24 protein-coding genes are annotated in these 25,194 nt (G+C 70.1%); 11 read left to right on the top strand and 13 right to left on the bottom strand.

The features are described 5' to 3' along the window. On the bottom strand, positions 1-249 hold a 249-nt coding region (locus tag LWW96_RS04780; RefSeq protein ID WP_291484531.1), incomplete at its 3' end, for a hypothetical protein. Between LWW96_RS04780 and LWW96_RS04775 the strand changes: the two genes are divergently transcribed. From LWW96_RS04775 to LWW96_RS04765, 3 genes are all read left to right on the top strand, one after another. Next, the gene (locus tag LWW96_RS04775; RefSeq protein WP_291484530.1) at positions 248-1,609 is read left to right on the top strand and encodes an esterase-like activity of phytase family protein; all 1,362 of its coding nucleotides are present in this window, start codon (positions 248-250) and stop codon (positions 1,607-1,609) included. The genes LWW96_RS04780 and LWW96_RS04775 overlap by 2 nt on opposite strands. A 77-nt stretch (positions 1,610-1,686) precedes the next feature. Beyond that, the gene (locus LWW96_RS04770; RefSeq protein ID WP_291484529.1) at positions 1,687-2,394 is read left to right on the top strand and encodes a riboflavin synthase subunit alpha; all 708 of its coding nucleotides are present in this window, start codon (positions 1,687-1,689) and stop codon (positions 2,392-2,394) included. Beyond that, positions 2,391-2,972 carry a GNAT family N-acetyltransferase gene (locus LWW96_RS04765; RefSeq protein WP_291484528.1) on the top strand — a complete coding sequence of 194 codons (582 nt, stop codon included), beginning with the start codon at positions 2,391-2,393 and terminating at the stop codon, positions 2,970-2,972. Before LWW96_RS04770 ends, LWW96_RS04765 begins: the two co-directional genes overlap by 4 nt. Here the strand turns inward: LWW96_RS04765 and LWW96_RS04760 are convergent. Beyond that, positions 2,959-3,852 (bottom strand): LysR substrate-binding domain-containing protein, encoded by an 894-nt coding sequence (locus tag LWW96_RS04760; RefSeq protein ID WP_291484527.1) that lies wholly within the window; start codon positions 3,850-3,852, stop codon positions 2,959-2,961. The two genes, LWW96_RS04765 and LWW96_RS04760, sit on opposite strands and share 14 nt — an antisense overlap. 133 nt (positions 3,853-3,985) lie before the next feature. Here LWW96_RS04760 and LWW96_RS04755 point away from each other — a divergent pair, with 133 nt between their 5' ends. After that, positions 3,986-4,915: a DMT family transporter gene (locus tag LWW96_RS04755; RefSeq protein ID WP_291484526.1), complete on the top strand. Its 930-nt coding sequence runs from the start codon at positions 3,986-3,988 to the stop codon at positions 4,913-4,915. A gap of 113 nt (positions 4,916-5,028) precedes the next feature. Continuing rightward, a complete protein-coding gene (locus LWW96_RS04750) occupies positions 5,029-5,517 on the top strand; it encodes an NUDIX hydrolase (RefSeq protein ID WP_291484525.1) in 489 nt (162 codons plus the stop codon). 34 nt (positions 5,518-5,551) lie between these two features. Here LWW96_RS04750 and LWW96_RS04745 read toward each other — a convergent pair whose 3' ends face one another. From LWW96_RS04745 to LWW96_RS04725, 5 genes are all read right to left on the bottom strand, one after another. Beyond that, a complete protein-coding gene (locus LWW96_RS04745; RefSeq protein WP_291484524.1) occupies positions 5,552-6,532 on the bottom strand; it encodes a tripartite tricarboxylate transporter substrate binding protein in 981 nt (326 codons plus the stop codon). A 194-nt stretch (positions 6,533-6,726) separates the two neighbouring features. Continuing rightward, positions 6,727-7,908, bottom strand: coding sequence for a tricarballylate utilization 4Fe-4S protein TcuB (gene tcuB, locus LWW96_RS04740; protein WP_291484523.1), 1,182 nt, complete (start codon positions 7,906-7,908; stop codon positions 6,727-6,729). Then, a complete protein-coding gene (gene tcuA / locus LWW96_RS04735) occupies positions 7,895-9,349 on the bottom strand; it encodes an FAD-dependent tricarballylate dehydrogenase TcuA (RefSeq protein WP_291484522.1) in 1,455 nt (484 codons plus the stop codon). Before tcuA ends, tcuB begins: the two co-directional genes overlap by 14 nt. A gap of 351 nt (positions 9,350-9,700) precedes the next feature. Continuing rightward, a complete protein-coding gene (locus LWW96_RS04730; protein WP_291484521.1) occupies positions 9,701-10,675 on the bottom strand; it encodes a LysR substrate-binding domain-containing protein in 975 nt (324 codons plus the stop codon). A 147-nt stretch (positions 10,676-10,822) separates the two neighbouring features. Then, positions 10,823-11,650 (bottom strand): IclR family transcriptional regulator C-terminal domain-containing protein, encoded by an 828-nt coding sequence (locus tag LWW96_RS04725; protein WP_291484520.1) that lies wholly within the window; start codon positions 11,648-11,650, stop codon positions 10,823-10,825. Positions 11,651-11,754: 104 nt separating this feature from the next. On the opposite strand from LWW96_RS04725, the gene LWW96_RS04720 reads away from it, so the two are divergent. Genes LWW96_RS04720 through LWW96_RS04705 form a run of 4 tightly spaced genes read left to right on the top strand, consistent with a single transcriptional unit; the run spans position 11,755 to position 15,968 of the window. Then, the gene (locus LWW96_RS04720) at positions 11,755-12,786 is read left to right on the top strand and encodes a tripartite tricarboxylate transporter substrate binding protein (protein WP_291484519.1); all 1,032 of its coding nucleotides are present in this window, start codon (positions 11,755-11,757) and stop codon (positions 12,784-12,786) included. Between the two features lie 29 nt (positions 12,787-12,815). After that, positions 12,816-14,333, top strand: a complete 1,518-nt coding sequence (locus LWW96_RS04715) for an AMP-binding protein (RefSeq protein WP_291484518.1) — start codon at positions 12,816-12,818, stop codon at positions 14,331-14,333. Between the two features lie 10 nt (positions 14,334-14,343). Further along, a complete protein-coding gene (locus LWW96_RS04710) occupies positions 14,344-15,138 on the top strand; it encodes a citryl-CoA lyase (RefSeq protein WP_291484517.1) in 795 nt (264 codons plus the stop codon). Continuing rightward, positions 15,135-15,968, top strand: a complete 834-nt coding sequence (locus LWW96_RS04705; protein WP_291484516.1) for an SDR family NAD(P)-dependent oxidoreductase — start codon at positions 15,135-15,137, stop codon at positions 15,966-15,968. The genes LWW96_RS04710 and LWW96_RS04705 overlap by 4 nt, the downstream gene beginning before the upstream one ends. Before the next feature lie 21 nt (positions 15,969-15,989). Here the strand turns inward: LWW96_RS04705 and LWW96_RS04700 are convergent, their stop codons facing one another. The 4 genes from LWW96_RS04700 to LWW96_RS04685 form a co-directional block, all read right to left on the bottom strand. Next, a complete protein-coding gene (locus LWW96_RS04700) occupies positions 15,990-17,591 on the bottom strand; it encodes a methyl-accepting chemotaxis protein (RefSeq protein ID WP_291484515.1) in 1,602 nt (533 codons plus the stop codon). Between the two features lie 165 nt (positions 17,592-17,756). Then, positions 17,757-18,833, bottom strand: a complete 1,077-nt coding sequence (locus tag LWW96_RS04695; RefSeq protein WP_291484514.1) for a porin — start codon at positions 18,831-18,833, stop codon at positions 17,757-17,759. A gap of 102 nt (positions 18,834-18,935) precedes the next feature. Further along, positions 18,936-19,964, bottom strand: coding sequence for a tripartite tricarboxylate transporter substrate binding protein (locus tag LWW96_RS04690; protein WP_291484513.1), 1,029 nt, complete (start codon positions 19,962-19,964; stop codon positions 18,936-18,938). A 114-nt stretch (positions 19,965-20,078) separates the two neighbouring features. Continuing rightward, positions 20,079-21,173, bottom strand: a complete 1,095-nt coding sequence (locus LWW96_RS04685) for a 4-oxalomesaconate tautomerase (RefSeq protein WP_291484512.1) — start codon at positions 21,171-21,173, stop codon at positions 20,079-20,081. 190 nt (positions 21,174-21,363) lie between these two features. Here LWW96_RS04685 and LWW96_RS04680 point away from each other — a divergent pair, with 190 nt between their 5' ends. Both LWW96_RS04680 and mnmA read left to right on the top strand, forming a co-directional pair. Continuing rightward, entirely contained in the window at positions 21,364-22,284 is a 921-nt protein-coding gene (locus LWW96_RS04680; protein ID WP_291484511.1) for a LysR family transcriptional regulator, read from the top strand. Between the two features lie 17 nt (positions 22,285-22,301). Next, positions 22,302-23,456, top strand: coding sequence for a tRNA 2-thiouridine(34) synthase MnmA (gene mnmA / locus LWW96_RS04675; RefSeq protein ID WP_291484510.1), 1,155 nt, complete (start codon positions 22,302-22,304; stop codon positions 23,454-23,456). A 109-nt stretch (positions 23,457-23,565) separates the two neighbouring features. Here the strand turns inward: mnmA and LWW96_RS04670 are convergent, their stop codons facing one another. Together LWW96_RS04670 and LWW96_RS04665 are read right to left on the bottom strand one after the other, a co-directional pair. Next, entirely contained in the window at positions 23,566-24,279 is a 714-nt protein-coding gene (locus LWW96_RS04670) for a Bax inhibitor-1 family protein (protein WP_291484509.1), read from the bottom strand. Between the two features lie 94 nt (positions 24,280-24,373). After that, a complete protein-coding gene (locus LWW96_RS04665; RefSeq protein ID WP_291484508.1) occupies positions 24,374-24,952 on the bottom strand; it encodes a hypothetical protein in 579 nt (192 codons plus the stop codon). Positions 24,953-25,194: the final 242 nt, after the last annotated feature.

Below are 25,194 nucleotides of genomic sequence, written 5' to 3'. Positions count from 1 at the left end.
CGTCTCAGAAAAGCCGGTGCAAAAACCATTCTTGAACCGGGTTCGGTGAGTCGCCTTGCGGGTTCGGCTCATCGATGGGATGAACTGTACGCCGCGGGTGTTCAGAGAAAAACCACCGAGTCGCGAACTGACTGTTCCAGTTTTAGGAACAATTGTGGTGGTAGGCAATCCCCCGCAGACCGTCACACGGCTGCCACGGCCGCGCGGCATCGTGGCGGCTTCGTTTTCTTTACCCTGACTGCCTGCCATGCCCCGACTTCGCGCCCTTGCCGCCGGTACCGCACTGCTCCTCGCGTGCGCCGCTTCCACGACTGCCCTGGCCCAGCAGGCCTTTCCGGCCACGCTGGCCGGCCATGCCGTGCTGCCGGCCCAGAGCTTCGTCCCCGCCCCACCCGATGCCCCGCGGGACCTGCAGACCAGCGGCAAGTTCACCACGGCCCGCCGCGTGGACGCCGTAGGCTCCGTGATGGGCCAGTCCGGCGGGCGCGACACGGGCGTATCGCTGCCCTTCCAGGGCCAGCCGCTGCAGGGCCACTCGGGCATCAAGCACATGGCGGACGGCTCGTTCTGGATCCTGACCGACAACGGTGCCGGCTCCAAGGCCAACTCGCCCGACTTCATGCTCTACCTGAACCACTACGCCGTGGACTTCCAGAGCGGGCAGTTCCGCCGCCTCAAGACCATCTTCCTGCACGACCCCGACAAGAAGGTGCCGTTTCGCATCACGCACGAGGGCACGGACCAGCGCTACCTGACCGGCGCGGACTTCGACCCCGAGAGCTTCCAGTTCGCCGGCGGCGCGCTGTGGATTGGCGAGGAGTTCGGCCCCTTCCTCATCAAGACCGACCTGAACGGCAAGGTGCTGGCCGTGTTCGAGACCCAGGTGGACGGCAAGGTCGTTCGCTCGCCCGATGCCCCCGGCGTGCTCATGCCCGGCGCGCCCGACGCCAAACCCACGCCGTTTGAGGTCAAGCGCTCCAAGGGCTTCGAGGGCATGGCCGCGTCCAAGGACGGCAGCAAGCTCTACGCGCTGCTCGAAGGCGCGCTGTGGAACGACGAGGCCAAGGCCTATGAAAACGTGGGCGGCAAACAGTACCTGCGCGTGCTGGAGTTCGACGTGAAGACCGAGCGCTGGACCGGCCGCCACTGGAAGTACGTGCTGGAGGCCAACCACCACGCCATCGGCGACTTCAACATGATCGATGCCACCACGGGCCTCATCATCGAGCGCGACAACGGCGAAGGCACGGCCGACAAGGCCTGCCCCGAAGGCGTCAAGCGCACCGACTGCTTCCACGACCTCGCCCAATTCAAGCGCGTCTACAAGGTCGAGATGAGCGACGCCAACGTGGGCGGCGAGATCCGCAAGGTGGGCTACATCGACCTGATGAACATCCAGGACCCGAAGCGCCTGGCGAAAAAGCCGCTCAACAACGGCGTGCTCACCTTCCCGTTCTTCACCATCGAGAACGTGGACGTGGTGGATGGCACCCACATCGTGGTGGGCAACGACAACAACCTGCCCTTCAGCAGCAGCCGCGAGCCGAACAAGGCGGATGACAACGAGCTGGTGCTGCTCGAAGTGGGCGAGCTGCTCCGGGCCAAGTAGCCCGGCGCTAGCGCGCGGCGGGAGCCGGGTGGCAAAATTCCCGGTTCCCCCTCCAACGCTCCACAAGCCGCGCCACCATGTTCACAGGCATCGTCCAAGCCACGGCAGGCATTGCCGCCATCACCGACCGCGCGGGCCTGCGCACCTTCACGCTCGATTTTCCCGAGGGCTTTTGCCAGGACCTCGCCATTGGTGCCAGCGTGGCCACCGATGGCGTGTGTCTCACGGTGACCGAGATCGTCTCGCCCACGCAGGCCAATTTCGACGTGATGCTGCAGAGCCTGAACATCACCACGCTGGGCAGCTACCGCCAGGGCGACCGCGTGAACGTGGAGCGCGCGGCCAAGGACGGCGCAGAAATTGGCGGCCACCCGCTGTCGGGCCATGTGGACTTCACCGGCACGCTGGTGGAACGCCGCGAGTTCGACAACAACCTGGTGTGGCGCGTGGCCGTGCCCGAGCCGTTTCGCCGCTATGTGTTCGCCAAGGGCTACATCGCGATCCACGGCGCGAGCCTGACGGTGGCCGAGGTGAACCGGCAGGAAGGCTGGTTCGAGGTGTGGCTGATTCCCGAGACGCGCCGCGCCACCGTGTTTGAAGCCAAACAGGTGGGCGACCGCCTGAACATCGAGATCGAGCGCAGCACCCAGGTGGTGGTGGACACGGTGCGCGAGGCCGTGCAGGAAAGCCTGGGCCGGCTCACTCCTGTGCTGGAGGCGCTCTTGAAGGAAAAGGGCCTGTCGCTGGACGACCTGGTGCAGCCGCCCCAGCTTCCCCGGGGATGACGGCCGCGCGCTGGACGCCGCGCCCGCTCGCGGCGGCCGACCTGCCGGGCCTGCTGGCCGTGCAGCGGGCCTGCTATGGAGAAGGCTTTGTGGAGAGCGCCGAGGTCTTTGCCCGGCGCCTGGCCAGCCCGGTGAACTGTTCGCTGGTGCTGGAGCACGCCGGCAAGGTGTGCGCCTACCTGGCCGCTTACCGCTCGCACCTGAACAAGGTCACGCCGCTGCACGGCGACTTTGGGGCCGACCGGCCGACCGCCCCCGGCCGCGCCGCTGCCCCGGCCCCCGACACCCTGTACCTGCACGACATGGCGGTGCTGCCCGCGCTGGCCGGCCAGGGCCTGGCGCGCGCGTTGCTGGCGCCGGTGTGGGAGCGTGCGCGGCAGGAAGGCCTGCGCCACAGCGCGCTCGTGTCCGTGCAGGGCTCGCAGGGCTACTGGGAACGCCACGGCTACGCCGTGCAGCCGCTGGCCGATGCGGCGCAGCGCGAGCATCTGGCGAGCTACGGCGAGGGCGCCGTCTACATGGTGCGCTCACTGCTGCACAGCCCCGGCGGCCCGGGCGCTTCCGTCAGCCCGCGCTGATGCTTCCGGCCTCCAGGCCCTCGCCCACCACCCAGTCGCGGAAGCGCCGCAGCGCGGGGTCGATCAAGGCCTCGGGCCGGTACACGAGGCGGTAGCCCAGGGGCACCGGCGCGGCGGGCGCCTGCAGGCCTACCAGGGCCCGCGTGGCCAGCTCGCGCCCCACCCGCGCGCGCGGCACCAGCGCCAGGCCTTGTCCGGCCAGGGCGGCTTCGACAGCCCCGTTGGCGCCCGCAAACACCACCCCCTGGCCGCTGTCCACCCGCGCCAGGCCCTGGGCCTGGCACCACAGCCGCCAGTCGTCGCGGCGCCCGTGGTGCAGCAGGCGCGGGCCGGTCACGTCCGCCAGCAGCGCCCAGGGGCGCGGTGCCACCAGGCGCGGGCTGCAGACCGCAATCAGGTCATCGGACAGCAGCCACTCGGCCTGCAGGCCGGCGTAAGGCCCCAGGCCGTGGCGCACGGCAAAGTGCATGTCCTCGGCCTGCAAATCCACCGTGCGCTCGGTGCTGTTCACATGCACGTCCAGCTCGGGGGCCTGCTGCAGGAAGTGCTGCAGGCGCGGCACCAGCCACTGCGCCGCAAAGTCGGCCGTGCAACTCACCCGCACCACGTGGCGCGCGCCGGCTGCCAGCCGGGCCGTGGCGTGGCCGATGCGCGCCAGGGCCTCGCCGCAGGCGGCCTGGTAGTCCGTGCCGGCAGGCGTGAGCGCCAGGCCGCGCGGCAGCCGCTCGAACAGCGCGCAGCCCAGAAACGCCTCCAGCCGACGCACCTGCTGCGACACCGCGCCGGGCGTGACGTGCAGCTCGCGCGCGGCTTCGCGCACGCTGCGGTGGCGGGCCGTGGCCTCGAAGAAGCGCACGGCGATCAGGGGCGGAAGCTTCATGGTGTCTGGTCGGAGTGTTCACTGCAGCTCAACGGCTGTAGAGGATAAATCGTTTGCCACAAATGCACGGATTTCCAACAATGGCCCTACCGCTTGCGCACTCCCATTTCCTCCGACGTATCCCAGGTGCCCCATGCCCTTGCCCAGCTTTTTGCGATTGATCCTCCTGGCCGCCCTCTGGGGCGGCAGCTTCCTGTTCCTGCGCGTGGCCGCGCCGGTGCTGGGGGCCCTGCCCACCACGTTCGTGCGCGTGCTGCTGGGCGCCGCCGGCCTGGCGCTGCTGCTGGTGGCGTTGCGCCTGCGCCCGCGCTTTGGCGGCAAGCTGGCCGCCACGCTGGCCCTGGGGGTGGTCAACTCGGGCATCCCCTTCCTCATGTTCGCGCTGGCCGCCCGCAGCCTGCCGGCCGGCTACAGCGCCATCCTCAACGCCACCACGCCGCTCATGGGCGTGCTCATCGGCGCGCTGGCCTTTGGCGAGCGCATCACCGCCGCCCGCGTGGGCGGCATGGTGCTGGGCATGGCCGGCGTGGCCGTGCTGGCCCAGGCGGGGCCGGTGGCACTCACGCCCGAGGTGCTGGGCGGCATGGCCGCCTGCCTGGTGGCCACCGCGTGCTACGGGCTGGCCGGCTTCCTCACGCGGCGCTGGATCACCGAACGCGGCGGGCTGGACAGCCGCATCGTCGCCCTGGGCAGCCAGCTGGGCGCGGTGCTGGTGCTGGTGCCCGTGGTGGCCTGGGAGCTGCTGCGCCAGCCGCAGGCCGCGGCCACCTGGCTGGCGGCGCCCGCGCAGGTGTGGGGTGCGCTGCTGGCGCTGGGGCTGCTGTGCACGGCCCTGGCCTACGTGCTGTATTTCCGGCTCATTGCCGACGTGGGGCCGCTCAAGGCGCTCACGGTGACCTTCCTCATCCCGCTGTTCGGCGTGGCCTGGGGCTGGCTGCTGCTGGGCGAGCCGGCCACCCTGGCCCATGCGGCGGGCGGAAGCCTGATTGGCGCGGCGCTGTGGCTGGTGCTGCGGCCGGCGCCGGCGGTGGCGGCGCCCGTGGCGCCGCAGGGGGCGCGCTGATGCACCGGCAACCGCCCGAGGGCGCGGGGCGCAGCGGGGAGCTCTGACGCCGCGCTCCGGTCCGGGTGTGGGGCCCGCGCCGCCCGTCACACAGCGTGGTGATAATGCGCGCCATGCCCCACCGCTGGAAACCCAACGTCACCGTGGCCGCGCTCATCGAGCGCGAGGGCCGCTTTCTGCTGGTCGAGGAAGAAACCACCGACGGCCTGAAGCTCAACAACCCGGCCGGCCACCTGGACCCGGGCGAGTCGCCCATCCAGGCCTGCGCGCGCGAGGTGCTGGAAGAGACGGCGCACGACTTCGAGCCCACGGCGCTGATCGGCGTGTACCTGAACCGCTTCACCAAGACCCGCACGGGCGACGACATCACCTACCTGCGCTTTGCGTTTGCGGGCACTTTGGGCACCCACCATGGCTGGCGCGCGCTGGACACCGGCATCGTGCGCACGCTGTGGCTCACGCCGGACGAGATCCGCGCCTGCCCCGAGCGGCACCGCAGCCCGCTGCTGCTGCGCTGCCTGGAAGACTACCTGGCGGGCCAGCGCTTTCCGCTGACGCTGGTGCACACCGACATTTCGGTGACCGAGGCCGCGCCGCAATAGCAACGCGGCGCCCTGGCCGCAGCGGCCCGGGCACTCAGTCTGCCGTGAGCTTGCGCTCCTTGATGATGGCCGCCCATTGCGTGGATTCCTTCTTCATGAAGGCCGCCAGCTCGGCGCGCGTGGTGGGCTGGGGCGTGAGGCCGTGCTTGTTCAGCGCCTCCTTCACGCCCGGGTCGCTCAGCACCTTGACGATCTCCTTGTTCCAGCGGTCCAGCAGCGGGGCGGGCGTCTTGCCCGGGGCCACGAAGGCGTACCAGTTGAGCGCTTCAAAGCCGGGATAGCCCGCCTCGGCCACGGTGGGCACGTTGGGCATGTACGAGGGCCGCGTGAGTCCGGTGGTGGCCAGGGGGATGAGCTTGCCCGCCTCGATGTGCGGCAGCGCGGTGGGCGGCGCTGCAAAGTACGAGGTCACGCGCTCGCCCAACAGGTCTTGCAGCGCGGGGGCGCCGCCCTTGTAGGGCACGTGGGTCATGTCGATGCCGGCGCGCTGGTTGAACAGTTCGCCCGCCAGGTGCGATGCCGAACCCGCGCCGGTGGAGGCAAAGTCCACGCTGCCGGGCTTCTTCTTGGACAGCTGCACAAACTCGGCCAGCGTCTTCACGCCCGCGCCCTTGTGCACCACCAGCACGTTCGGAAAGTTCACCCCGCCCGAGACCGGGGCCAGGTCCTTGAACGGGTCATAGGGCAGCTTCATCAGGTGCGGCGCAATGGTCAGCGGTCCCACCGACCCGAGCAGCAGCACCGAGCCATCGGCCGCCGCATTGGCCACGAACTGGTGCGCGATGTTGCCGCCCGCGCCGCCCTTGTTGTCCACCACCACCGACTGGCCGATGTTCTCGCCGAGCTTCTTGGCAATGAGCCGCGCCGCCGCATCGGCCGCGCCGCCGGCCGCAAAGCCCACGACCAGCGTGACGGGCTTCTTGGGCGGGAAATCCTGCGCGTGGGCAGCGCCAGACAGCGTCGCGGCAGCGGTGGCGAGCGCCAGCGCGCTCATCAAGAGGGTGCGTTTTTTCATGGAGGTCTCCTTCATCGTGGGGAAAGTGGATACAGGACGAGCTACTTGTTTTTGTACAAGGCGGTAGCTATGGGCGCTGCCCATGCGCGGGCCACCGTGCAAGGGCCGCCCCGCCGCACTGGTGGCGTCCCCCTTCCCGCGCGCAGCGCGAGAGAAGGGGGAAGGCGCGCAGCGCCACAGGGGGTTGTTTCATTTCAGTCTGCGCCCAAACCGATGGGATTGGGCTGGCGCTTCTCCACCGCATGGCGCAGCAGCGACGCCGTGCGGAAGATGCCGTGCGCAAACTTGCCGTAGGGCAGCGTGGCAAACAGCGCCATCACCGCACCCAGGTGCAGGCACAGCAGCAGCGGCAAGGCGGCGGTGCCGCGCGCTGCCCACAGGGCCAGGCCGCTGGTGGCGGTGAGGAACAGCAGGGCGATGAAGGCGCGGTCCATGGGCTTTTGCGCGGCGTCGCCGTGCAGCGGGTGGCGGCGCAGGTTCAGCCGCCACAGGCCTGCGGTGCCCAGCGCCAGGCTGATGCCGCCCGCGCCGCCCAGCAGCTTCGGAAAACTGGGCAGGTCGTAGGGGGCGGCCGCGCCCAGCAGGTAGTGGTACAGCGTGGCCACGCTGGTGGCCGCAAAGCACAGCACAAAGCCGTAGAACGTGAGGTGGTGCATGCGCCTGCGCGACAGGGTATAGGCGTCGTCCTCGTTGTGGCAGCCGTCGCCGTGGCCGCCGTCCAGGTACTTCAGGCGCAGCACGGCATCGGTGGCTTCGGCCGTGGCGGGGGCGCTCAGCGGCGCGCCGCTGGTGGCGGGCGTCACATCGCGCCAGAAGCGGCGTACGCCCAGGCCCAGGGCCAGCACGGCAAACAGGAACACGGGGGCGAACAGGCCCACCAGCAGGTTGTGCGGGAAGATGCCGTAGAAGCCGCCCACCGGCGCCGTCCACAGCGCCGCCAAGCCTTTCCCGTGCAGCCCCACGGCCAGCAGCAGGAACAGCGTGAGCCCCGCCACCAGCGCCAGCGCCAACGTGAGGCCGTTGCGCTGGTACAGCTGGCCCAGTGCGGGCGGCCAGGCGTAGTCGGCATAGGTCTGGCCGCGCACCTGGGCCATGGCCTGGGGAATGTTCACCGCAAACTCGTGCGGCGGCGCGTACTGGCAGGCATGCAGGCAGGCGCCGCAGTTGTGGCACAGGTTGGCGATGAAGTGGATGTCGGCCTTGCCGAACTCCAGCCGCCGCGTCATGGCCGGGAAGACGGCGCAAAAGCCTTCGCAGTAGCGGCAGGCGTTGCAGATCTGCAGCTGGCGCGCCACTTCGGTCTCGGGGGCGGAGAGCACGATGTCGCCGTTGGCCAGCGCCTTGGCGTCACGCGTCAGGGCCTCAAGCGCTTGCATTCATCACTCCTGTTTTTATAGCTGCTTGCGCTTGATGGATAAGCGCTGGAGCCTGTTTTGATGCCAAAGCCGCCTGCGTGCCCGCAATGCGCCCAAACGCGGTGCCGATGCTCATGCCCACCCCCGCCGTGTAGCCCTTGCCCAGCACGTTGCCGGCCATCATTTCGCCGGCCACGAACAGGTTGGGGCTGGGCTCGTTGTTGAAGCGCACGGCGGCGGTGTCGTCGGTGTGCAGGCCCAGATAGGTGAAGGTGACGCCGGGCTTGAGCGCGTAGCCGTAGAACGGCCCGGTGTCGATGGGCCGGGCCCAGTGCGTCTTGGCGGGCGCCACGCCTTCGGTGTGGCAGTCGTCCAGCGTGGTGTGGTCGAACGTGCCCACGCGGCAGGCGGCGTTGTAGTCACCCAGCGTGCGCGTGAAGGTGTCCACGGGCAGACCCAGCTTTTGCGCCAGCTCGGGCAGCGTGTCGGCCTTGACGCCCGGGAACACGGGCGGCATGAAGCGGCCGATGGCCTTGCTGTCGATGATGGAGTAGCCGATCTGCCCCGGCTGCTGCGCCACCAGGCGGCCCCAGATGGCGTAGCGCTTGGGCCAGAAGTCCTCGCCCTCGTCGTAGAAGCGCTCGCCGTTGCGGTTGACCACCACGCCCAGCGACACGCAGTCGATGCGGGTGCAGATGCCGCCGTCGTACAGCGGTGCGCGCGCGTCGATGGCCACCATGTGCGCCTGCGTGGGGTCGCCGATGCGGTCGGCGCCGTGGTCGTCGAGCAAGTGCTTGAGCAGCACGCCCTTGTTGTAGGCCGTGCCGCGGATCAGGAAGTTGTCGGCTGGCCACTCGCCGCGCTCGTTCTGGCCCCAGGCCTCGCGCAGCCATTCGCGGTTGGACTCAAAGCCGCCCGCGGCCAGCACGCAGGCCTTGGCGGCAATGCGCTCGCCGTTCGCCAGGTGCGCGGCGACGAAGCGGCGGCCGTCCATCTCGATGCGCTGCACGGGCGCTTCGTAGCGCACCTGCACGCCCAGCTGCTCTGCGCTGCGGTAGTAGGCGTTGACCAGCGCCTTGCCGCCACCCATGAAGAACGCGTTGGTGCGCGCCACATGCAGCGTGCCCGCCAGCGCGGGCTGGAAGTGCACGCCGTGGCGGCGCATCCAGGGCCGGCAGGTGCTGGATTCGCGGATCACCAGGCGCGCCAGGTGTTCGTTGGTAAGGCCGCCCGTCACCTTGAGCAGGTCTTGCCAGAACTCTTCTTCGGGGTAGGCATCGACCAGCACGTCCTGCGGCGCGTCGTGCATGCAGCGCAGGTTGCGGGTGTGGGCGGAATTGCCGCCGCGCCAGGCGCGCGGGGCCGATTCGAGCAGCAGCACGCTGGCGCCGGCCTCGCGCGCCATCAGGGCGGCGCACAGGGCGGCGTTGCCGCCGCCGATGACCAGGACATCGACGCTCATGGGCGGCGGTCCCATGCCGTGCGCCGGCCGCGGGTGAATGAAGGGGGGTTGGGGCCCATGGGGTGTCTCCTGGCGGGGGTCGCCGTCTCGTTCATCGGGGTGCGGCGACTGTAGGCAGACCCGGGCCCGGCGTGCAGCGGGGCCGTGTCATGGGGGTATCACGGATCGTGATGGCTGCACCAGGGCATGGCCGGTGTTGCTCTGTACCTTTCCGCTTTGGTGCTTTTCCGGCTGCGCATTGAAGAAGCACGCCCCAGCCCAGGGCCGCCGAGCAAGGGCCGTCCCGCAGCGAGGGCGGCGTCCCCCTTCCCATCGCTCAGCGATGAGAGAAGGGGGAAGCGGCGCAGCCGCTCAGGGGGATGTGCCTATCCACGTTGTGCCGAACCACTGGCCGCTCATCACCAGCTCGCGCACGCAGTCCGTCAGCACCACGCGCGCGGCCAGGGCGGCGGGCGAGAGTTCCTCGTCGGGCAGGCTGCACAGCAGGTTGACGCGGCGGGCGGGCGCGTCGGTGAGGCGCGCGCACTGGAAGCGCTCGGCCGCGTCCGGGTAGCGGCCCATGGCGGCCCAGGGCTGCACGGTGGAGCCCAGGCCCGCGTCCACGGCGGCCATCACCATGGCGAGCGAGTCCACCTCCAGCACCACATGGGGCGCCACGCGGTCGCGGGCAAAGGCGGTGTCCAGCGTGCTGCGCAGGCCATGCGGGCCGGTGGGCAGGATCAGCGGCTCTTGCCCCAGCCCGGCCACCGTCAGCGTTTCCGGCAGCCGCCGGCCGCCGGGGTTGCCTTGCCCGCTGCGGGCGCAGATGAGGAACAGGTCTTCTTCCAGCAGCGGCGCCATGGCCCAGCGGCGCGCGCCCGCGGCCTGCTGCGCCTGGTGCAGGCGGGTGTCGAACAGCACGGCCAGGTCCAGCTCGCGCGCATTGAGCATGGCGGTGAGGTGGCCGGACATGCTCTCGACCATGTGCAGCCGCACGTCGGGGTAGCGCGCGCGCATGGCCTGCATCAGCGGCAGGCCCAGCACGCCCGCGGTGGTGGGCGCCAGGCCCACGGTGACGGTGCCCGACAGCCGCGCCTGCTGCGCGGCACGCACGGCCTGGTCGGCATGGCGCAGGGTGAGCTGCGCCTCGCGGAAGAACGCCAGCCCCGCCTCGGTGGGCGCCACGCCGCGCGGCGTGCGCTGCAGCAGCCGCGTGGCCAGCTCGCCCTCCAGCCGCGTGATCTGCTGGCTGAGCGCGGACTGCACCACGTCCAGGTCCAGCGCGGCGCGGCTCATGGAGCCCAGCTCGACGATGCGCACGAAGTAGCGGAGTTGTCTCAGTTCCATGGAGGGCTTTCGGGGCAGGGAGCGGGCCATCACGGCGTGTGATGGGCCAATGTTCGCACGCGGCTCGGGTTGTGCATGAAAAATGGCTGCAGCGCTTATTAGACAAGCGTGAACAGCTATTATTTTAATAGCATTCTTTGGGCACCACTAAACCCCGTGCGGCAGCAGCGCCGCCAGCGCCTCGCGCATCCAGCGCGCAATCAGCTGCTGGCGCTCGCGCGGCATGCGGTCTTCCGTGGAGGCCACGCTGATCGCGGCCACCGGCTCGCCGGCCGCGTTGCGCACGGCCATGCCGGCCGCCAGCACGCCCTGCGTGGCATGGTTGCCCACCACCGACCAGCCGCGCTCGCGCGTGGCGCGCACCAAAATCTGCAGGCGCTCGGGCGTCATGCCGCCGTAGCGCGGCAGCTCTTGCGCGTTGGCGGCGATGCAGGCCTGCGCCTCGGCGTCGGGCAGCGCGGCCAGCAGCGCCAGGCCCGCAGCGCCCACGCCCAGCGGCTGGCGCGTGCCCACCTGGATCACCAGGATCTGCACCGGGTGCGTGCCCACGTGGCGCGCAATGCAGTGCGAGGTCGGCCCCTCGCGCACGATGGCAAAGGCCGCGTCGCCGCAGGCACGGCTCACGCGCTCCAGCACGGGCTTCAGGCGCACGGCCATGTTGGGCTGGCCTGCCGGCTCGGCCAGGGCGGCCAGGCGCGGCCCCGCGGCGTAGCGAAAGCGCCCACGCTGCGCCACGTAGCCGCTCTCCAGCAGCGTGGCGAGCAGGCGGTAGACGGTGGCGCGCTCCAGCGCGGCGGCGCGGCACAGGTCCACCACGCGCGCGCCGTCGCGGCCATGGGCCAGCACGGCGTCCAGCACCTGCAGGCCGCGGCGCAGCGTGCGGCTGCCGGGGTCGTCGGCCGGAGCGTCGGCCATGCCGGCTCGGGCAGCTTCGTCCGGCTGGCGGACATTTGAATTCGCAGGTCGGGAGGGCATGGGAAAGAATTTGTTCGTCAACGCCACCAGTGCGCAGTGTGCCGCAGAGCACCGCGCAGCGCGCCACGACGGCATTTTCTGCAAGAACCCCGGAGACAAACACCATGAACCATCCCGCCCCCGCCGCGCTGCGCCAGCGCACGGCTTCGTCACCCCTGCCGCGCCGCGCCCTGCTGGCGCTGGCGGCCACCCTGGCCTGCGGTACCGCCCTGCCATTGCAGGCCCAGCCCAATGCGTCCGGCTGGCCCGCCAAGCCGGTCAAGCTGGTGGTGGGCTATGCGGCCGGCGGCGCCACGGATGTGATCGCGCGCCTGGTGGCCGTCAAGCTGGGCGACCAGCTGGGCCAGCCGGTGGTGGTGGACAACCGCGCCGGCGCCAACAGCAATGTGGGTGCCGAGGCCGTGGCGCGCGCGCCGGCCGATGGCTACACGCTGTACGTTTACACCATCGCCAACACCATCAACGCCACGCTCTACCCCAAGCTGGGCTACGACCCGGTGAAGGACTTCGAGCCCATCGGCCTGATCGCCAAGATCCCGAACATCCTGGTGGTCAACCCCAAGCTGCCCATCAAGAACCTGGCCGACTACGTGCGCTACGCCAAGGAGTCCAAGGACGGCATCACGTTTGCGTCCTCGGGCAGCGGCTCGTCCATCCACCTCTCGGGCGAGATGTTCAAGATGCAGTCCCACCTCAAGATGCTGCACGTGCCCTACCGGGGCAGCGCGCCCGCCGTCACCGACCTGCTGGGCGGCCAGGTGGATTCGATGTTCGACAACACGCCGTCGGCCCTGCCGCACGTGCAGGCGGGCAAGCTGCGCGCCATTGCCATCACCAGCGCCCAGCGCTCGCCCCTGCTGCCGGAAGTGCCCACGCTGGCCGAGTCGGGCTATGCGGGGTTTGACGTGCAGTCGTGGTTCGGCCTGGCCGCACCGGCGGGCACGCCGCGCGCCGTGGTGGAGCAGGTCAACACGGCCCTGAACAAGGTGCTGGCCCAGCCCGAGGTGCGCACGCGCCTGCAGGAGCTGGCCGCCACGCCCGAGGGCGGCTCGCCCGACAAGATGCGCCAGTTTTCCGCGGCCGAGATCAAGCGCTGGCGCGAGGTGGTCAAGGCCTCCGGCGCATCGGCCGAGTGACAGATCCCCCACACAACCTCACCTCTTTCATGTTCCCCATCGACTTCTTCTGGCGGGCCGCCCAGCGCTGGCCTGACCGCATTGCCATCGACGCGCCCGAGGGCGCCCTCCGCTACGACGCGCTGGCCGCCCGCGTGGCGGCGCTCGCGGCGGGCTTCACGGCCATCGACCCCACGCCCCAAAGCCGCGTGGGCATTTGCGCAGGCAACAGCGCCGACCACATTGCCGCGCTGCTGGCCGTGCTGGCCTGCGGCAAGGTGTGGGTGCCGCTCAACCCCAAGAGCACGCGGCCCGAGATCCGCCGCATCATCGACGCGACCGAGCCCACCCTGCTGGTGCTGGATGCCGCGTGCGCCGACCTGCTCGAAGGCGCACCCGGTGCCCGCGTGCTGACCGGGGCGCAGGCACCCGATGGCTCCGCCACGCTGGCAGGTCTGGCCGCCGAGCATGCTGGCGCACCGCGCCCGCAGCTGGACCTGCCGGATGACGCCACCCAGGCCATCAAGTTCACTGGCGGCACCACCGGCGCGCCCAAGGGCGTGATGCAGCCCTACCGCGCGTGGATGGCCAACATCACCAACCAGATCCACGCCTGGGGCTTTGACGAGCACGAGCGCTACATCGTGGCCGCGCCCATCACGCACGGCACCTCCACGTACCTCCTGCCCATCCTGGCGCAGGGCGGCTGCCACGTGGTGCTGGCGGGTGCGGGCGCCGAGGCGGTGCGCACGGCCTTCCGCGAACGCGGCGGCACGGTGTGCTTCATGCCGCCCACGCTGGTCTACATGCTGATGGCGCTGCCCGGCGCGTCGCGCGCGGACTTTCCGCGCCTGCGTCGGCTGATCTACGGCGGCGCGCCCATGCCGCCCGAGAAGATCCGCCAGGTGCGCGACTTCTTCGGCCCGGTGCTGGGCACCACCTACGGCCAGACCGAGGCGCCGCAGATCCTCACCGTGCTGTGCCCCGAGGACTTCGAGGACGAGCGCAACCTGGCCTCGGTGGGCCGCACCACCTGGTTCAGCGACGTGGCCATCATGGCGCCCGACGGCCGCCTGCTGCCCCCGGGCGATGTGGGCGAAGTCGTGGCGCGGGGCGACCTGCTGATGACTGGCTACTGGCGCCTGCCCGAGAAGACGGCCGAGACCCTGGTGGACGGCTGGCTGCACACCGGCGACCGGGGCCTGATCGACGAGCGGGGGTTTCTCTACCTCAAGGACCGGCTCAAGGACATGGTGATCACCGGCGGTTTCAACGTCTACCCGGTGGACGTGGAGAACGCGCTGGGCCAGCACCCGGCGGTGCACGAATGCACCGTGTTCGGCCTGCCCGACGACAAGTGGGGCGAGACCGTGCAGGCCGCCGTGCAACTGCGCACCGGCGAAGCGGCGAGCGAGGCCGAGCTGATCGCCTTTGTGCGCGAACGCCTGGGCCCGGTGCAGACGCCCAAGCGCATCCATTTCCATGAAAGCCTGCCGCGCTCGCCCGTGGGCAAGGTGCTCAAGTCCGCCGTGCGCGATGCGGCCCTGGCCGCCCTGGCCGCAGCCTGAAGGAATTCCCATGACCACCACCCCTTCCAAGACCCCCATCACCCGCCTGTGCACCCACACCCTCACCAGCCTGCATTACCGCGATGCGAATCTGGTGGAGGACCTGATGGGCCAGAAGACCTTCACCGAAGTGATGCTGATGCAGATCCTGGGCCGCACGCCACGCGGCGTGGACCTGCGCATCACCGACGTGGTGCTCATCGTGCTGATGGAACACGGCCTCACGCCCAGCGCCATTGCCACGCGGCTCATCTACATGAGCGCGCCCGAAAACCTGCAGGGCGCCGTGAGCGCGGGCCTGCTGGCCGTGGGCAGCTCCTTCGTGGGCACCATGGAGAACTGCTCGGGCCTGCTCGACCGCATTGCGGCGGCGCAAGACCCTGAGGCGGAGGCGCTCACCATTGCGCGCCACTACAAGGGCCTCAAATCCCCCGTGCCGGGCTTTGGCCACCACCTGCACAAGCCCGTGGACCCGCGCGCCTACAAGCTGCTGGAGATGGGCCGCGCCGAGCCCGAGCTGCCGGGCGACAAGATCCGTGCGCTGGAGACGCTGTCCCAGGCCGTGGATGCGGTGGCAGGCCGCCCCATCACCATCAACGCCACGGGCGCAGTGGCCGCGCTGCTGGGCGAGATCGGCGTGCCCACGGCCGTGATGCGCGGCTTTGCCGTGATCTCGCGCGCGGCCGGGCTGGTGGCGCACATCGTGGAAGAGCAGCAAAGCCCCTCGGGCCGCTTCATCTGGGACACGGTGGAGCACGCCATTCCCTTCGTCGGCGGCCGTGCCGGCCCGGGCGCGGACGCATGAGCGCCCCACCAGTCCCTCCGCCCGCCCTGCCGCTGGACCTGTCGGGCCGCGTGGTGTTCGTGGCCGGGGGCGGCTCTGCCGGCCCGGGCTGGAGCATTGGCCGTGCCGCCTGCGTGACCTACGCGCGCCTGGGTGCCAGCGTGTGCGTGGCGGACCGCGACGCAGCCTCGGCCGAAGAGACCACGGCGCTCATCCAGGCCGAGGGCGGCACGGCCATCACCCTGGTGGGCGATGTGGCCGAGGCCGCCGACGTGCAGCGCCTGTTCCGCGAAGCGCGCTGCCACTTTGGCGGCGCCATCGACGTGCTGCACCACAACGTGGGCATCGGCAAGACCGGCGGCCCGCTGGAGACCAGCACCGCGGACTTCGACCGCATCCATACCGTCAACGTGAACAGCCTGCTGCTGGCGTGCCAGGAAGTGCTGCCCGGCATGGTGGAGCGGGGCCGGGGTTCCATCATCGCGATCTCGTCCATCGCGGGCCTGCGCTACCTGGGCTACCCGCACCTGGCCTATGGCGTCACCAAGGCGGCGGTCACGCATTTCACGCGGCTGGTGGCGCAGCAGTACGCGGGCCAGGGCGTGCGGGCCAACACGGTGGTGCCAGGGCTCATCGACACGCCGCGCATCGCCACCACGGTGGCGAAGATGTTCTCGGACACCAGCCCGGGCGAGGCCCGCGCCGCCCGCGCCCGCCAGGTGCCCATGGGCCGCATGGGCACGGCCTGGGACGTGGCCCATGCCTGCGCCTTCCTCGCCAGCGACGCCGCCGCCTACGTGACCGGCACCGAGCTGGTGGTGGACGGCGGCATCACCGGCAAGTTCGTGTAGCCCGCACCGCCCGAAAAATCGTCATGCCGGAGCCGCCGGCCTGGCGTAGCCCAGGCGCTGGACGCCGGTGGGCGCGTCGCCTTCCTCGAACTGGAACGCCGCCACGGCCCGGGCCAGCCGCTCGGCCTGCTCGTTGAGGCTGCCCGCCGCGGCGGCGGACTGCTCCACCAGCGCGGAGTTCTGCTGCGTCATCTGGTCCAGCTGGTTGATGGCGACGTTGATCTGGGCAATGCCCTGGCTTTGCTCGCGCGTGGCCACGCTGATCTCGCTGACGATGTCGCGCACCCGCTGGATGCTGTCCACGATCTGGCGGACGGTGCTGCCGGCCTCTTGCACCTGGGAGGCGCCGGTGCCCACCTCGCCCACGCTCTCGTCGATCAGCGTCTTGATCTCCTTGGCGGCCGAGGCCGAGCGCTGCGCCAGGGCGCGCACCTCGCTGGCCACCACCGCAAAGCCGCGGCCCTGCTCGCCCGCCCGGGCGGCCTCCACGGCCGCGTTCAGCGCCAGGATGTTGGTCTGAAAGGCGATGCCGTCGATCACGCCGATGATGTCGGCGATGCGGCCGGAGGACGCATGGATGCGGTCCATGGTCTGCACCACGGTGCCCATGAGCTGGCCGCCGCGCTGGGCGACGTCTACCGCCGTCAGGGCGAGCTGGCTGGCCTGCGCCGCTGCGTCGGCGCTTTGCTGCACGGTGCTGGTCAGCTCCTCCATGGCGCTGGCCGTCTCTTCCAGGCTGCCCGCCGTGCTTTCGGTGCGGGCGCTCAGGTCCATGTTGCCGGCGGCGATCTCCTGGCTGGCGGTGTGCACGCCATCCACCACGCCACGCACTTCCAGCAGGGTGCTGCGCAGGGCCGCGCGCATGCCGTCCAGGGCCTGCAGCAGGGCGCCGGTCTCGTCGGGGCTGTAGGCCGGCTGGGGCGCGCCGCGCAGGTCCATGGCGCCAATCTCGACCGCGATGGCGTGCGAGCGGCGCACCGGCCCCACGATGCTGCGCGACAGCACCCAGGCCAGCACCACGCCCAGCACCAGGCCCACGGCCGCGCTCACCGACAGCAGCCACAGCGTGCGCGAGCGCAGGGCCAGCACCTGCTCGCCGCGGGCGTCCAGCTCTCGCCGCTGCAAGGCCACCACGTTCTGCACCGCTTCCTGGTAGGCGCGGGCGGCCGGGTCGAATTTCTCGTCAAAGAGCCGGGCCGCTGCCGCTTCGTCACCGGCATCCTTGAGCTTGGTGACTTCGTCGCGCACGGTCTGGTAGGCCTTGCGCCGCGTGTTCACGTCTTCCAGGGCCGCGCGGTCGCTGGCGGTGTTGAGCTGCTCGTCGATCTTCTTTTGCAGCTCGCCCGTCACGCGCACGCTTTGCGCATTGGCCTCGGCAAAGTAGGCCTTGAGGGCCGGGTCCTGGCTCTTGGCGATGGCCGCGCGCCGCTGCACGGCGGCATTGAGGTTCATGCTCCAGTCCACCGCCAGCCGCTCGGTGCGCGTGTTGTGCTCCAGCATGGCCTCCACCTCCTGCCCCAGGCGCTGGAGCATGGCGATGGCAATGGCGCTGGTGATGACCAGCAGTGCCAGGATGGTTCCCAGCACCAGGGCCAGGCGCTTGCCAATGGTCAGTTTGTTCATGGGGGACTTTCGGATCGCAGTGGGGTCGGCGGGAGCGCTTTCCTTCGGCTGCGCGCGGCAGAGGGAAGAAAACCCGCGCAGCCCCACCAGTGTCTGCACGGGTTTTCCAAATGTAAAGCCCCGCCGTGGCGTCCCAGCGGCGGGGCGGTCACGGCTGCGCGAGGGTCAGAAGCTGTGCACCACGCCGGCGGAAATGCCCGTGGCCGTCGCCTTGTTGGCCGCACCCTGGAAGCCGTGGCGCCAGCGGGTGCTGTCCAGCTCGGCATACAGCTTGGTGCGGCGCGAGAGCTTGTATTCGGCAAACGCCACCAGGCGGCCATAGCCATCGTCGGCCGCGCCGGTGCGCGAGCGGTCCACCTTGTAGTAGGCGGCCGTCAGGTCCACCCAGGGTGTGGCGGCCCAGGTGGTGCCGGCCGACAGAACGCGCTGCACGGTGAAGCGGCCTGCCGCCGTTTCGGCCTTGCTGCGGCCGGCATTGGCGGCCAGGCGCACGCTGCCCCACTGGTACGCGGCGCCCAGGGTGGTGCCGTCCAGAGATCGCTTGTTGGCGTCGTTGAAGCGCTGGTAGGCCCCCGACACCACCAGCCCATCGGCCGCCCAGGCCAGGCCCACGCCGCGCGACGACAGGGCCGAGGCCTGCGATGCAACCTCGCCGATGCCCCACATGGCGCGGGCCGTGAAGCCGCCGAAGCGGCCCGTGACCTTCAGCGAGTTGTCGAGCCGGTAGGAGCCCGAGGTGGCGCCTGCGCTGCCGTACTCGATGCCCAGGCCGTGCTGGCTGAGCGCCGCCACGCCAATGCTGGGGTTGAAGCTGGCAAAGCGCATGCCCAGCGGGTCCACGGGCGAGATGGCGTCGGCCAGCGTGGTGGTCTGGCGGCCCAGGGCCAGCGTGCCCCAGCCGCTTTGCAGGCCGACCCAGGATGCGCGGTCGAAGTACTTGCTGGCGTTGGCCGGGGCGCCGGTGTCCGCATTGAGCCCGCTTTCCAGGTTGAACAGCGCCTTGGCGCCGCCGCCCAGGTCTTCGCTGCCCCGCAAGCCCCAGCGGCTGGTGGTGTGGATGCCGCTGCCCAGGCTGTGGCTTGCGCCCGGTGCGGGCGCGTTGGACGCAGACAGGCCGCTGCCGTGGCGCAGGCCCAGGTCCATGACGCCGTACAGCGTGACGTTGCTGGCCGGGGTCTGGGCCTGCGCTGTAGCGCCGGCCAGGGCAACGCACAGGGCGCCGGTGATTCTTCTTTTCCTCATGGGGGTTGTCTCCTCGGTGGTGAAAATGGCCGGCCGGGCGAAGCCGCAGCGGCCGCGCCCCCAGCATGCGCTGGGGGCGGTCTGGCAGGGGTGAAGCGCCGGTCAGTCGGCGGTGAGCTGGGCCTTCTGCACCACGTTGCGCCACCGGGCGACCTCGCTGCGCACCCGCTGGCCCAGGGCGTCCGGGGTGCTGCCTTCCACGGTGGCACCGTGGTCCTCGATGCGGCGGGCCACCTCCTTGTCGGCCAGCGCCGCGAGCAGCGCCTTGTTGAGCTGGTCCACCACCGGGCGGGGCGTGCCGGCGGGGGCGAACAGGGCATACCACTGGCTGATGTCCACGCCCTTGATGCCCACCTCTTCCAGCGTGGGCACCTGCGGCAGCAGCGGCGAGCGCTTGGCGCCCGCCACGGCCAGGGCGCGCAGCTTGCCGGACTTGACGTAGGGGTAGGCCGAGAACAGGCTGGGGAACATCACCTGCGTCTGGCCGGCCATGGTGTCGGTCATGGCCGGGGCCGAGCCGCGGTAGGGCACATGCGCCATCTTGGCGCCCGATTCCAGCTTGAACAGTTCTGCCGAGAAGTGCGGCGCGGTGCCGTTGCCCGCCGACGCGTAGTTGAATTGGTCCGGCGCCCCCTGCGACTGCCGCACCAGGTCGGGCACCGACTTGGCCGTCACCTGGGGGTTCACCACCATGAGCGTGGGCGAAGTGCAGACCATGCCCACGGGCTCGAAATTCTTGACGGGGTCGTAGCGCAACTTTTGCAGCGCGGGGTTCATGCCGTGCGTGCCGATGTACCCGAAGAGCAGGGTGTGGCCGTCGGGCACAGCGCGCGCCACGTATTCCGAGGCGATGGCGCCATTGGCACCGGCCTTGTTGTCCACGATGACCTGCTGGCCCAGCAGCGTGCTCATCTTCTGGGCGACCACGCGGGCCATGGCGTCGTTGCCGCCGCCGGCGGCCGTGGGCACCACCAGCGTGATGATGCGTTCCGGAAACGCGGCGAGGGCGGTGGCGGGCCAGAAGCTGGCAGCGGCCAGGGCGCCGGCCAGGGCCAGGGCGGTGCGGCGGCGGGCCGAGGCCGGCCGGTGCGGTGCTTGCGCCAGGGCGCTGCGGGTGGGATGGATGGGCATGGTGGTTGTCTCCTTGGTTTGTGGTGATGGGGGCGCTGCCGCGAGGCAGGCCCTGGGAACGGGACGGCGGCGCCGGGGTCTGGGGCGGCGTGCCAGCGACCTCTCGGGGACGCCTCAGTGCGGGTGCGTTGCGAGCGCGCTGTCGGGCACGAACAGCGTGCCCTGCAGGATCTTTCGGGCCGTGCGCACCAGGGCGGCGCGCACCAGCGTGCTGTGGCCGTCCACCAGGGCCAGCTCCACATCCACATGGATGCGGCCGGCCGGGTGCTGCACCTCGACGCGGCGCACACCGGCCGCGGGCGGCGTGCGCGTGTCCGAGGCCACGGTGCCGGGCAGCACGCGCGCCGCCGCCACGCCAATGGCGCCGGTCACCGCGTGCGAGCGGTGGCAGCGGTGGGGCGTGAAATAGCGCGAGACGATGTGGCCGGGCTGGTCGCCCTCCGACACGATCACCGGCTTGGGCAGCACGCTGTGGGTCACGTCGCCCATGCCCATGCGCAGCCCGGCCTGCAGGCGCAGGTGTTCCAGGCGCTCCAGCAGGGCGGTGTTGGCGTCCAGCGCGGCAGGCGTCTCGTCGCCGCGCAGGCCCAGGTCGGCCGCGCGCACCAGCACCATCACCTGCGCGGCGTCGATGCAGGTGACCTGCAGGCCGTCGAGGGTGTCGATGCGCTGGCCCGTGGGGAAGACCTGCCCGGTGACCGCGCCCCAGGCGTCCAGAAAGTTCATGAGCACCGGCGCGGCCGTGCCCTGCACGCCGTCGATCTGCACATCGCCTTCGTACTGCACCTGGCCGCCGCGGGTGCATACCTGCACATCGATGCGCGAGCGGGTGTTGACGTTGTAGACCCGCACCGAGGTCGTGCTGCCGGTGGGGGCCACCAGGCCCTGGTCGATGGCGAACGGCCCCACGCCGGCCAGCATGTTGCCGCAGTTGGGCCGCGTGTCCACGCGCGCCTCCTCCACGCTGACCTGGGCGAACAGGTAGTCCACGTCGCAGTCGGGCTGCGTGGAGCGCGAGACGATGGCGACCTTGCTGGTCAGCGAGTTGCCGCCGCCCAGCCCGTCGATCTGCAGCTCATGGGGCGAGCCCAGGGCGGAAATCAGGGTGCGGTCGCGCGCTTCGGGGTCCTGCGGCAGCCAGTCGGCCAGGAAGAAGGGCCCGCGGGAGGTGCCGCCGCGCATCAGGACGCAAGGAATGGTGGTGCTCATGGGCCGGCATGGTGCGGCCGTGCCGATGATCTGTGAATTGCATTGTTGGCAATGATTGATGCACCGTGTGCAATAGCGCCGCGGTGCTTTTACATGCTCCAATTCCGTTCGTGAATTGCAATGTTCCGATGGTTTGATGCACGGTGCGCAACGCCGGTTCACGACTGGAACCCCCTGAAGGAGCCCTCCAATGAACGTCAAGTTCGACCTCGCCGACATCCAGGCCTTTGCCGCCGTGGCCGAGCTGCAGAGCTTTCGCGCCGCGGCCGATGCCATTCACCTGTCGCAGCCGGCCTTCAGCCGCCGCATCGACAAGCTGGAGGACGCCCTGGGCGTGCGCCTGCTGGACCGCACCACGCGCCGCGTCACGCTCACGGCCGTGGGCCGCGACTTTGCGCGCAAGACGCGCGTGTGGCTGGATGACCTGGACGGCATGCTCATGGGCCTGGGCGACGTGGCCGCGCGGCGCATGGGCGAGGTCACGATTGCCTGCGTGCCCTCGGCCGTGTATTACTTTCTGCCGCAGGTGGTCAAGCGCTACCACGAGCGCTTTCCGAAGATCCGCGTGAAGGTGCACGACGCCAGCGCCAACGAGGTGCTGGTGGCCGTGGCGCAGGGCGATGCGGACTTTGGCCTCAATTTCATCGGCAGCCAGGAGGCCGAGATCGAGTTCAAGCCCGTGCTGGCCGAGCGCTTCGTGGCCGCCTGCCGGCGCGACCATGTGCTGGCGCGGCGCAAGAAGGTGAGCTGGGCCGAGCTGGGCCAGCACGACTTCATGTCGGTGGGCAAGACCTCGGGCAACCGCCTGCTGATGGACCTGGCGCTGGCCAACGTGCCCGACCGGCCGCAGTGCCTGTACGAGGCCAAGCACGTGACCACGCTGCTGGGCCTGGTGGAGGCGGGCCTGGGCGTGGCGGCCGTGCCCAGCCTGGCCATGCCGGGCAAGGACCATCCCACGCTGGTCAGCATTCCGCTGGTGGACCCGGTGGTGACGCGGCAGATGGGCCTGATCAAGCGCCGGGGCAAAACCCTGTCGCCGGCCGCGCAGCAGCTGTATGACCTGCTGGTGGCCACGCGTTCTGTGCGGCCGCGCAAGGCCGTGGCGGCCTGAAAAATACAATGGAGGGAATGACTGCACCCTCCAAACACCGCGTCGTCGTCGGCCTGTCCGGCGGCGTGGACTCGGCCGTGACCGCCTACCTGCTCAAACAGCAGGGGCATGAGGTCGTCGGCATCTTCATGAAAAACTGGGAAGACGACGACGACAGCGAGTACTGCTCGTCCAACATCGACTTCGTGGACGCCGCCGCCGTGGCCGACGTGATCGGCATCGAGATCGAGCACGTGAACTTCGCAGCCGACTACAAGGACCGTGTGTTCGCCGAGTTCCTGCGCGAGTACCAGGCCGGCCGCACGCCCAACCCCGACGTGCTGTGCAACGCGGAGATCAAGTTCAAGGCCTTCCTGGACCACGCGATGCGCCTGGGCGCCGAAAAGATCGCCACCGGGCACTACGCCCGCGTGCGGCAGAACGCGCACACCGGTCTCTTCGAGCTGCTCAAGGGCCTCGACCCCAGCAAGGACCAGAGCTACTTTCTGCACCGCCTGAACCAGGCCCAGCTGTCCAAGACGATGTTCCCGGTGGGCGAGCTGCACAAGACCGAGGTGCGCCGCATTGCCGAGGAGATCGGCCTGCCCAACGCCCGGAAGAAGGACTCCACCGGCATCTGCTTCATTGGCGAGCGGCCGTTCCGCGAGTTTTTGAACCGCTACATCAGCCACGCGCCCGGCCCCATCCTGGACGACCGGGGGCGCAAGCTAGGCCAGCATGTGGGCCTGTCGTTCTACACGCTGGGCCAGCGCCAGGGGCTGGGCATCGGGGGCGTGAAGGAAAAGGGAGCGCAGCGGGGTGGCGGCGCGCACGAGCCGTGGTTCGTGGCCCGCAAGGACCTGGAGAAGAACGTGCTGCGCGTGGTGCAGGGGCACGACCACCCCTGGCTGCTGTCGCACCGCCTGGTGGCCCAGGACGTGAGCTGGTGCGCCGGCCACGCGCCCGCGCCCGGCGCCTACGCTGCCAAGACGCGCTACCGCCAGCAGGACGCCGCCTGCACGCTGGAGCCCGCACCGGGCGGCGGGTTTGCGCTGCAGTTCCCCGAGGCCCAGTGGGCCGTGACCCCGGGCCAAAGCGCCGTGCTGTACGACGGCGAGGTCTGCCTGGGCGGCGGGGTGATCGCCGCCGTAGACGGCCTGCCGCAACCGGCCGCCAGCGCCTCCACGGCCTGATTGCTATAAAAAAGTGAGCTACTTGCGCTTATGCAGCAAGCGCTGCAGCCCTATTTTCTTCAAAAATTCCGCTTTTTGAAGGCATAGCCGGGGCGCCGGCGGAGGCGCCTCAGTCGTCGCTGGTCGCCAGGCTGATCAGGATGCGCAGCACGTACCAGAGCATCAGGGCGATGGAGGCGAACAGGTGCAGCGCGGCGCCCGCAGGGCGGTCCGTGGGGTAGTCGCGCAGGATGCGCGAGGTGTCGTACAGCACGCAGGCGCCGGCAAACAGCACCATGATCCCCGAGAACCAGATGCCCAGCTTGAAGCCGAAGATGGCGCCCGCGATGATGGTGCCCAGGGCCACCAGGCCGCCCACCTTGAGGATGCCGCCCAGGAAGGAGAAATCGGTCTTGGTCGTGAACGCCGTCCAGGTGAGCGCCCCCACCAGCAGCAGCGTGATGAACGCGGCCGCGCCGATGGCGCCCGGGGCCACCAGCTGGGCGATGCCGAACAGGGGCGCGAAGATCAGGCCTTCGGCCAGCACGTACAGGCCCAGGCCCATGCGCTGCGTCTGCGGGTTGTCGGAGTGGTCGGCCAGGGACGACGCCAGCCACCCCACGAGCATGAACGCGCCCATGATGCCCAGCCACAGGAACTTGTTGCCGCTGGCCACCAGCATCTTGGCGGCGGTGCCGGAAACGCCCGTGGCCATCAGCACGGCCGAGAGCGCCACGAAGGCGAGGATGGCGGCGCCGAGGTGCTGGTAGGTGGAGACGATGAAATCGCGCCGTTCAAACGGTGCGCCTTCGGGCGTGGACGGGGTCAGTACGTTGGGGTTCATGGCAGCTCTCTTTCCTCGGTAGGTGGTTGTTGTTGTGGATACGGGAAGACGCGGCCCCAGGCGCCGGCCCTCCCCCCTCTGCGTGAAAACAGGATCAGGCCGCGCTGAGCTGCTGCGCTGCGGTGTCGGCCGCGCGCAACTTGCGGTTGGCCCAGACGCCGGCAGCACCCAGCAGCGTCAGGAAGGCCGCCACGATCCACGCGCCCGCGCCGCTGAAGGATTTTGCGGAGGACTCGGCCTCGGCCTGGAGGCGCTGCTTCGTGGCCTCGTAGCTGATCACGGACTTGCCGCCCACGGCCACGTTGTACACCAGGTCGTTGTCGCCGTGATCCACCAGCGCCGTGACCTTCTCGTCGATCAGGTTGGCCACCAGCTCCTGCGGCGTGCCGTGGTCGATGCGCAGCTTGCGCACCTCGGCACCCGCCGTGTCGGGCTGGACGCTGATTTCGTAGTACTTCTTGGTGGCGCGGCGCTTGCGCTTGACGGTCACCTCCGACGCCCCCGTCACCGTGCCCGCCACGCTCTGCAGGCTCTCGCGGGCGGTGTAGGCGTGGTCCCCTTCGGCCTTCCAGCCGCTGTAGAGCGACAGGCCGATCATGCCGGGCCCGGCAAGCAGCGCGAGCCACGCGTAGCCGGTGATGAAAATCAAAATCTTGCGGACGAAGCCTGGCATGGAAACCCCTCTCTGTGGCTGTTGGAATTGGTTTTGGATGGCATGCGCCCGCGGATCAGAAGCGGGCGCTGCACGGCAAGGCCGCGATCATCCCCGAGTTCCACGGTTGCGGCACCCCAAAATGTGGGCAGCGTCGCGGCCACGCCGCACTGGACGTTTTGGGGGGGTGGGCCGCGCATTAACCCGGGTATAACGCCCCGCCCCCAGCACGCCGCGCCGGCCCGGAGCGCCCGGCGGCGGCA

Source organism: Acidovorax sp., assembly GCF_021287135.1.
GTDB lineage: Bacteria > Pseudomonadota > Gammaproteobacteria > Burkholderiales > Burkholderiaceae_C > Acidovorax.
Note: the sequence above shows the minus strand (reverse complement) of the source record. Positions and strands in the feature narration are given on the sequence as shown.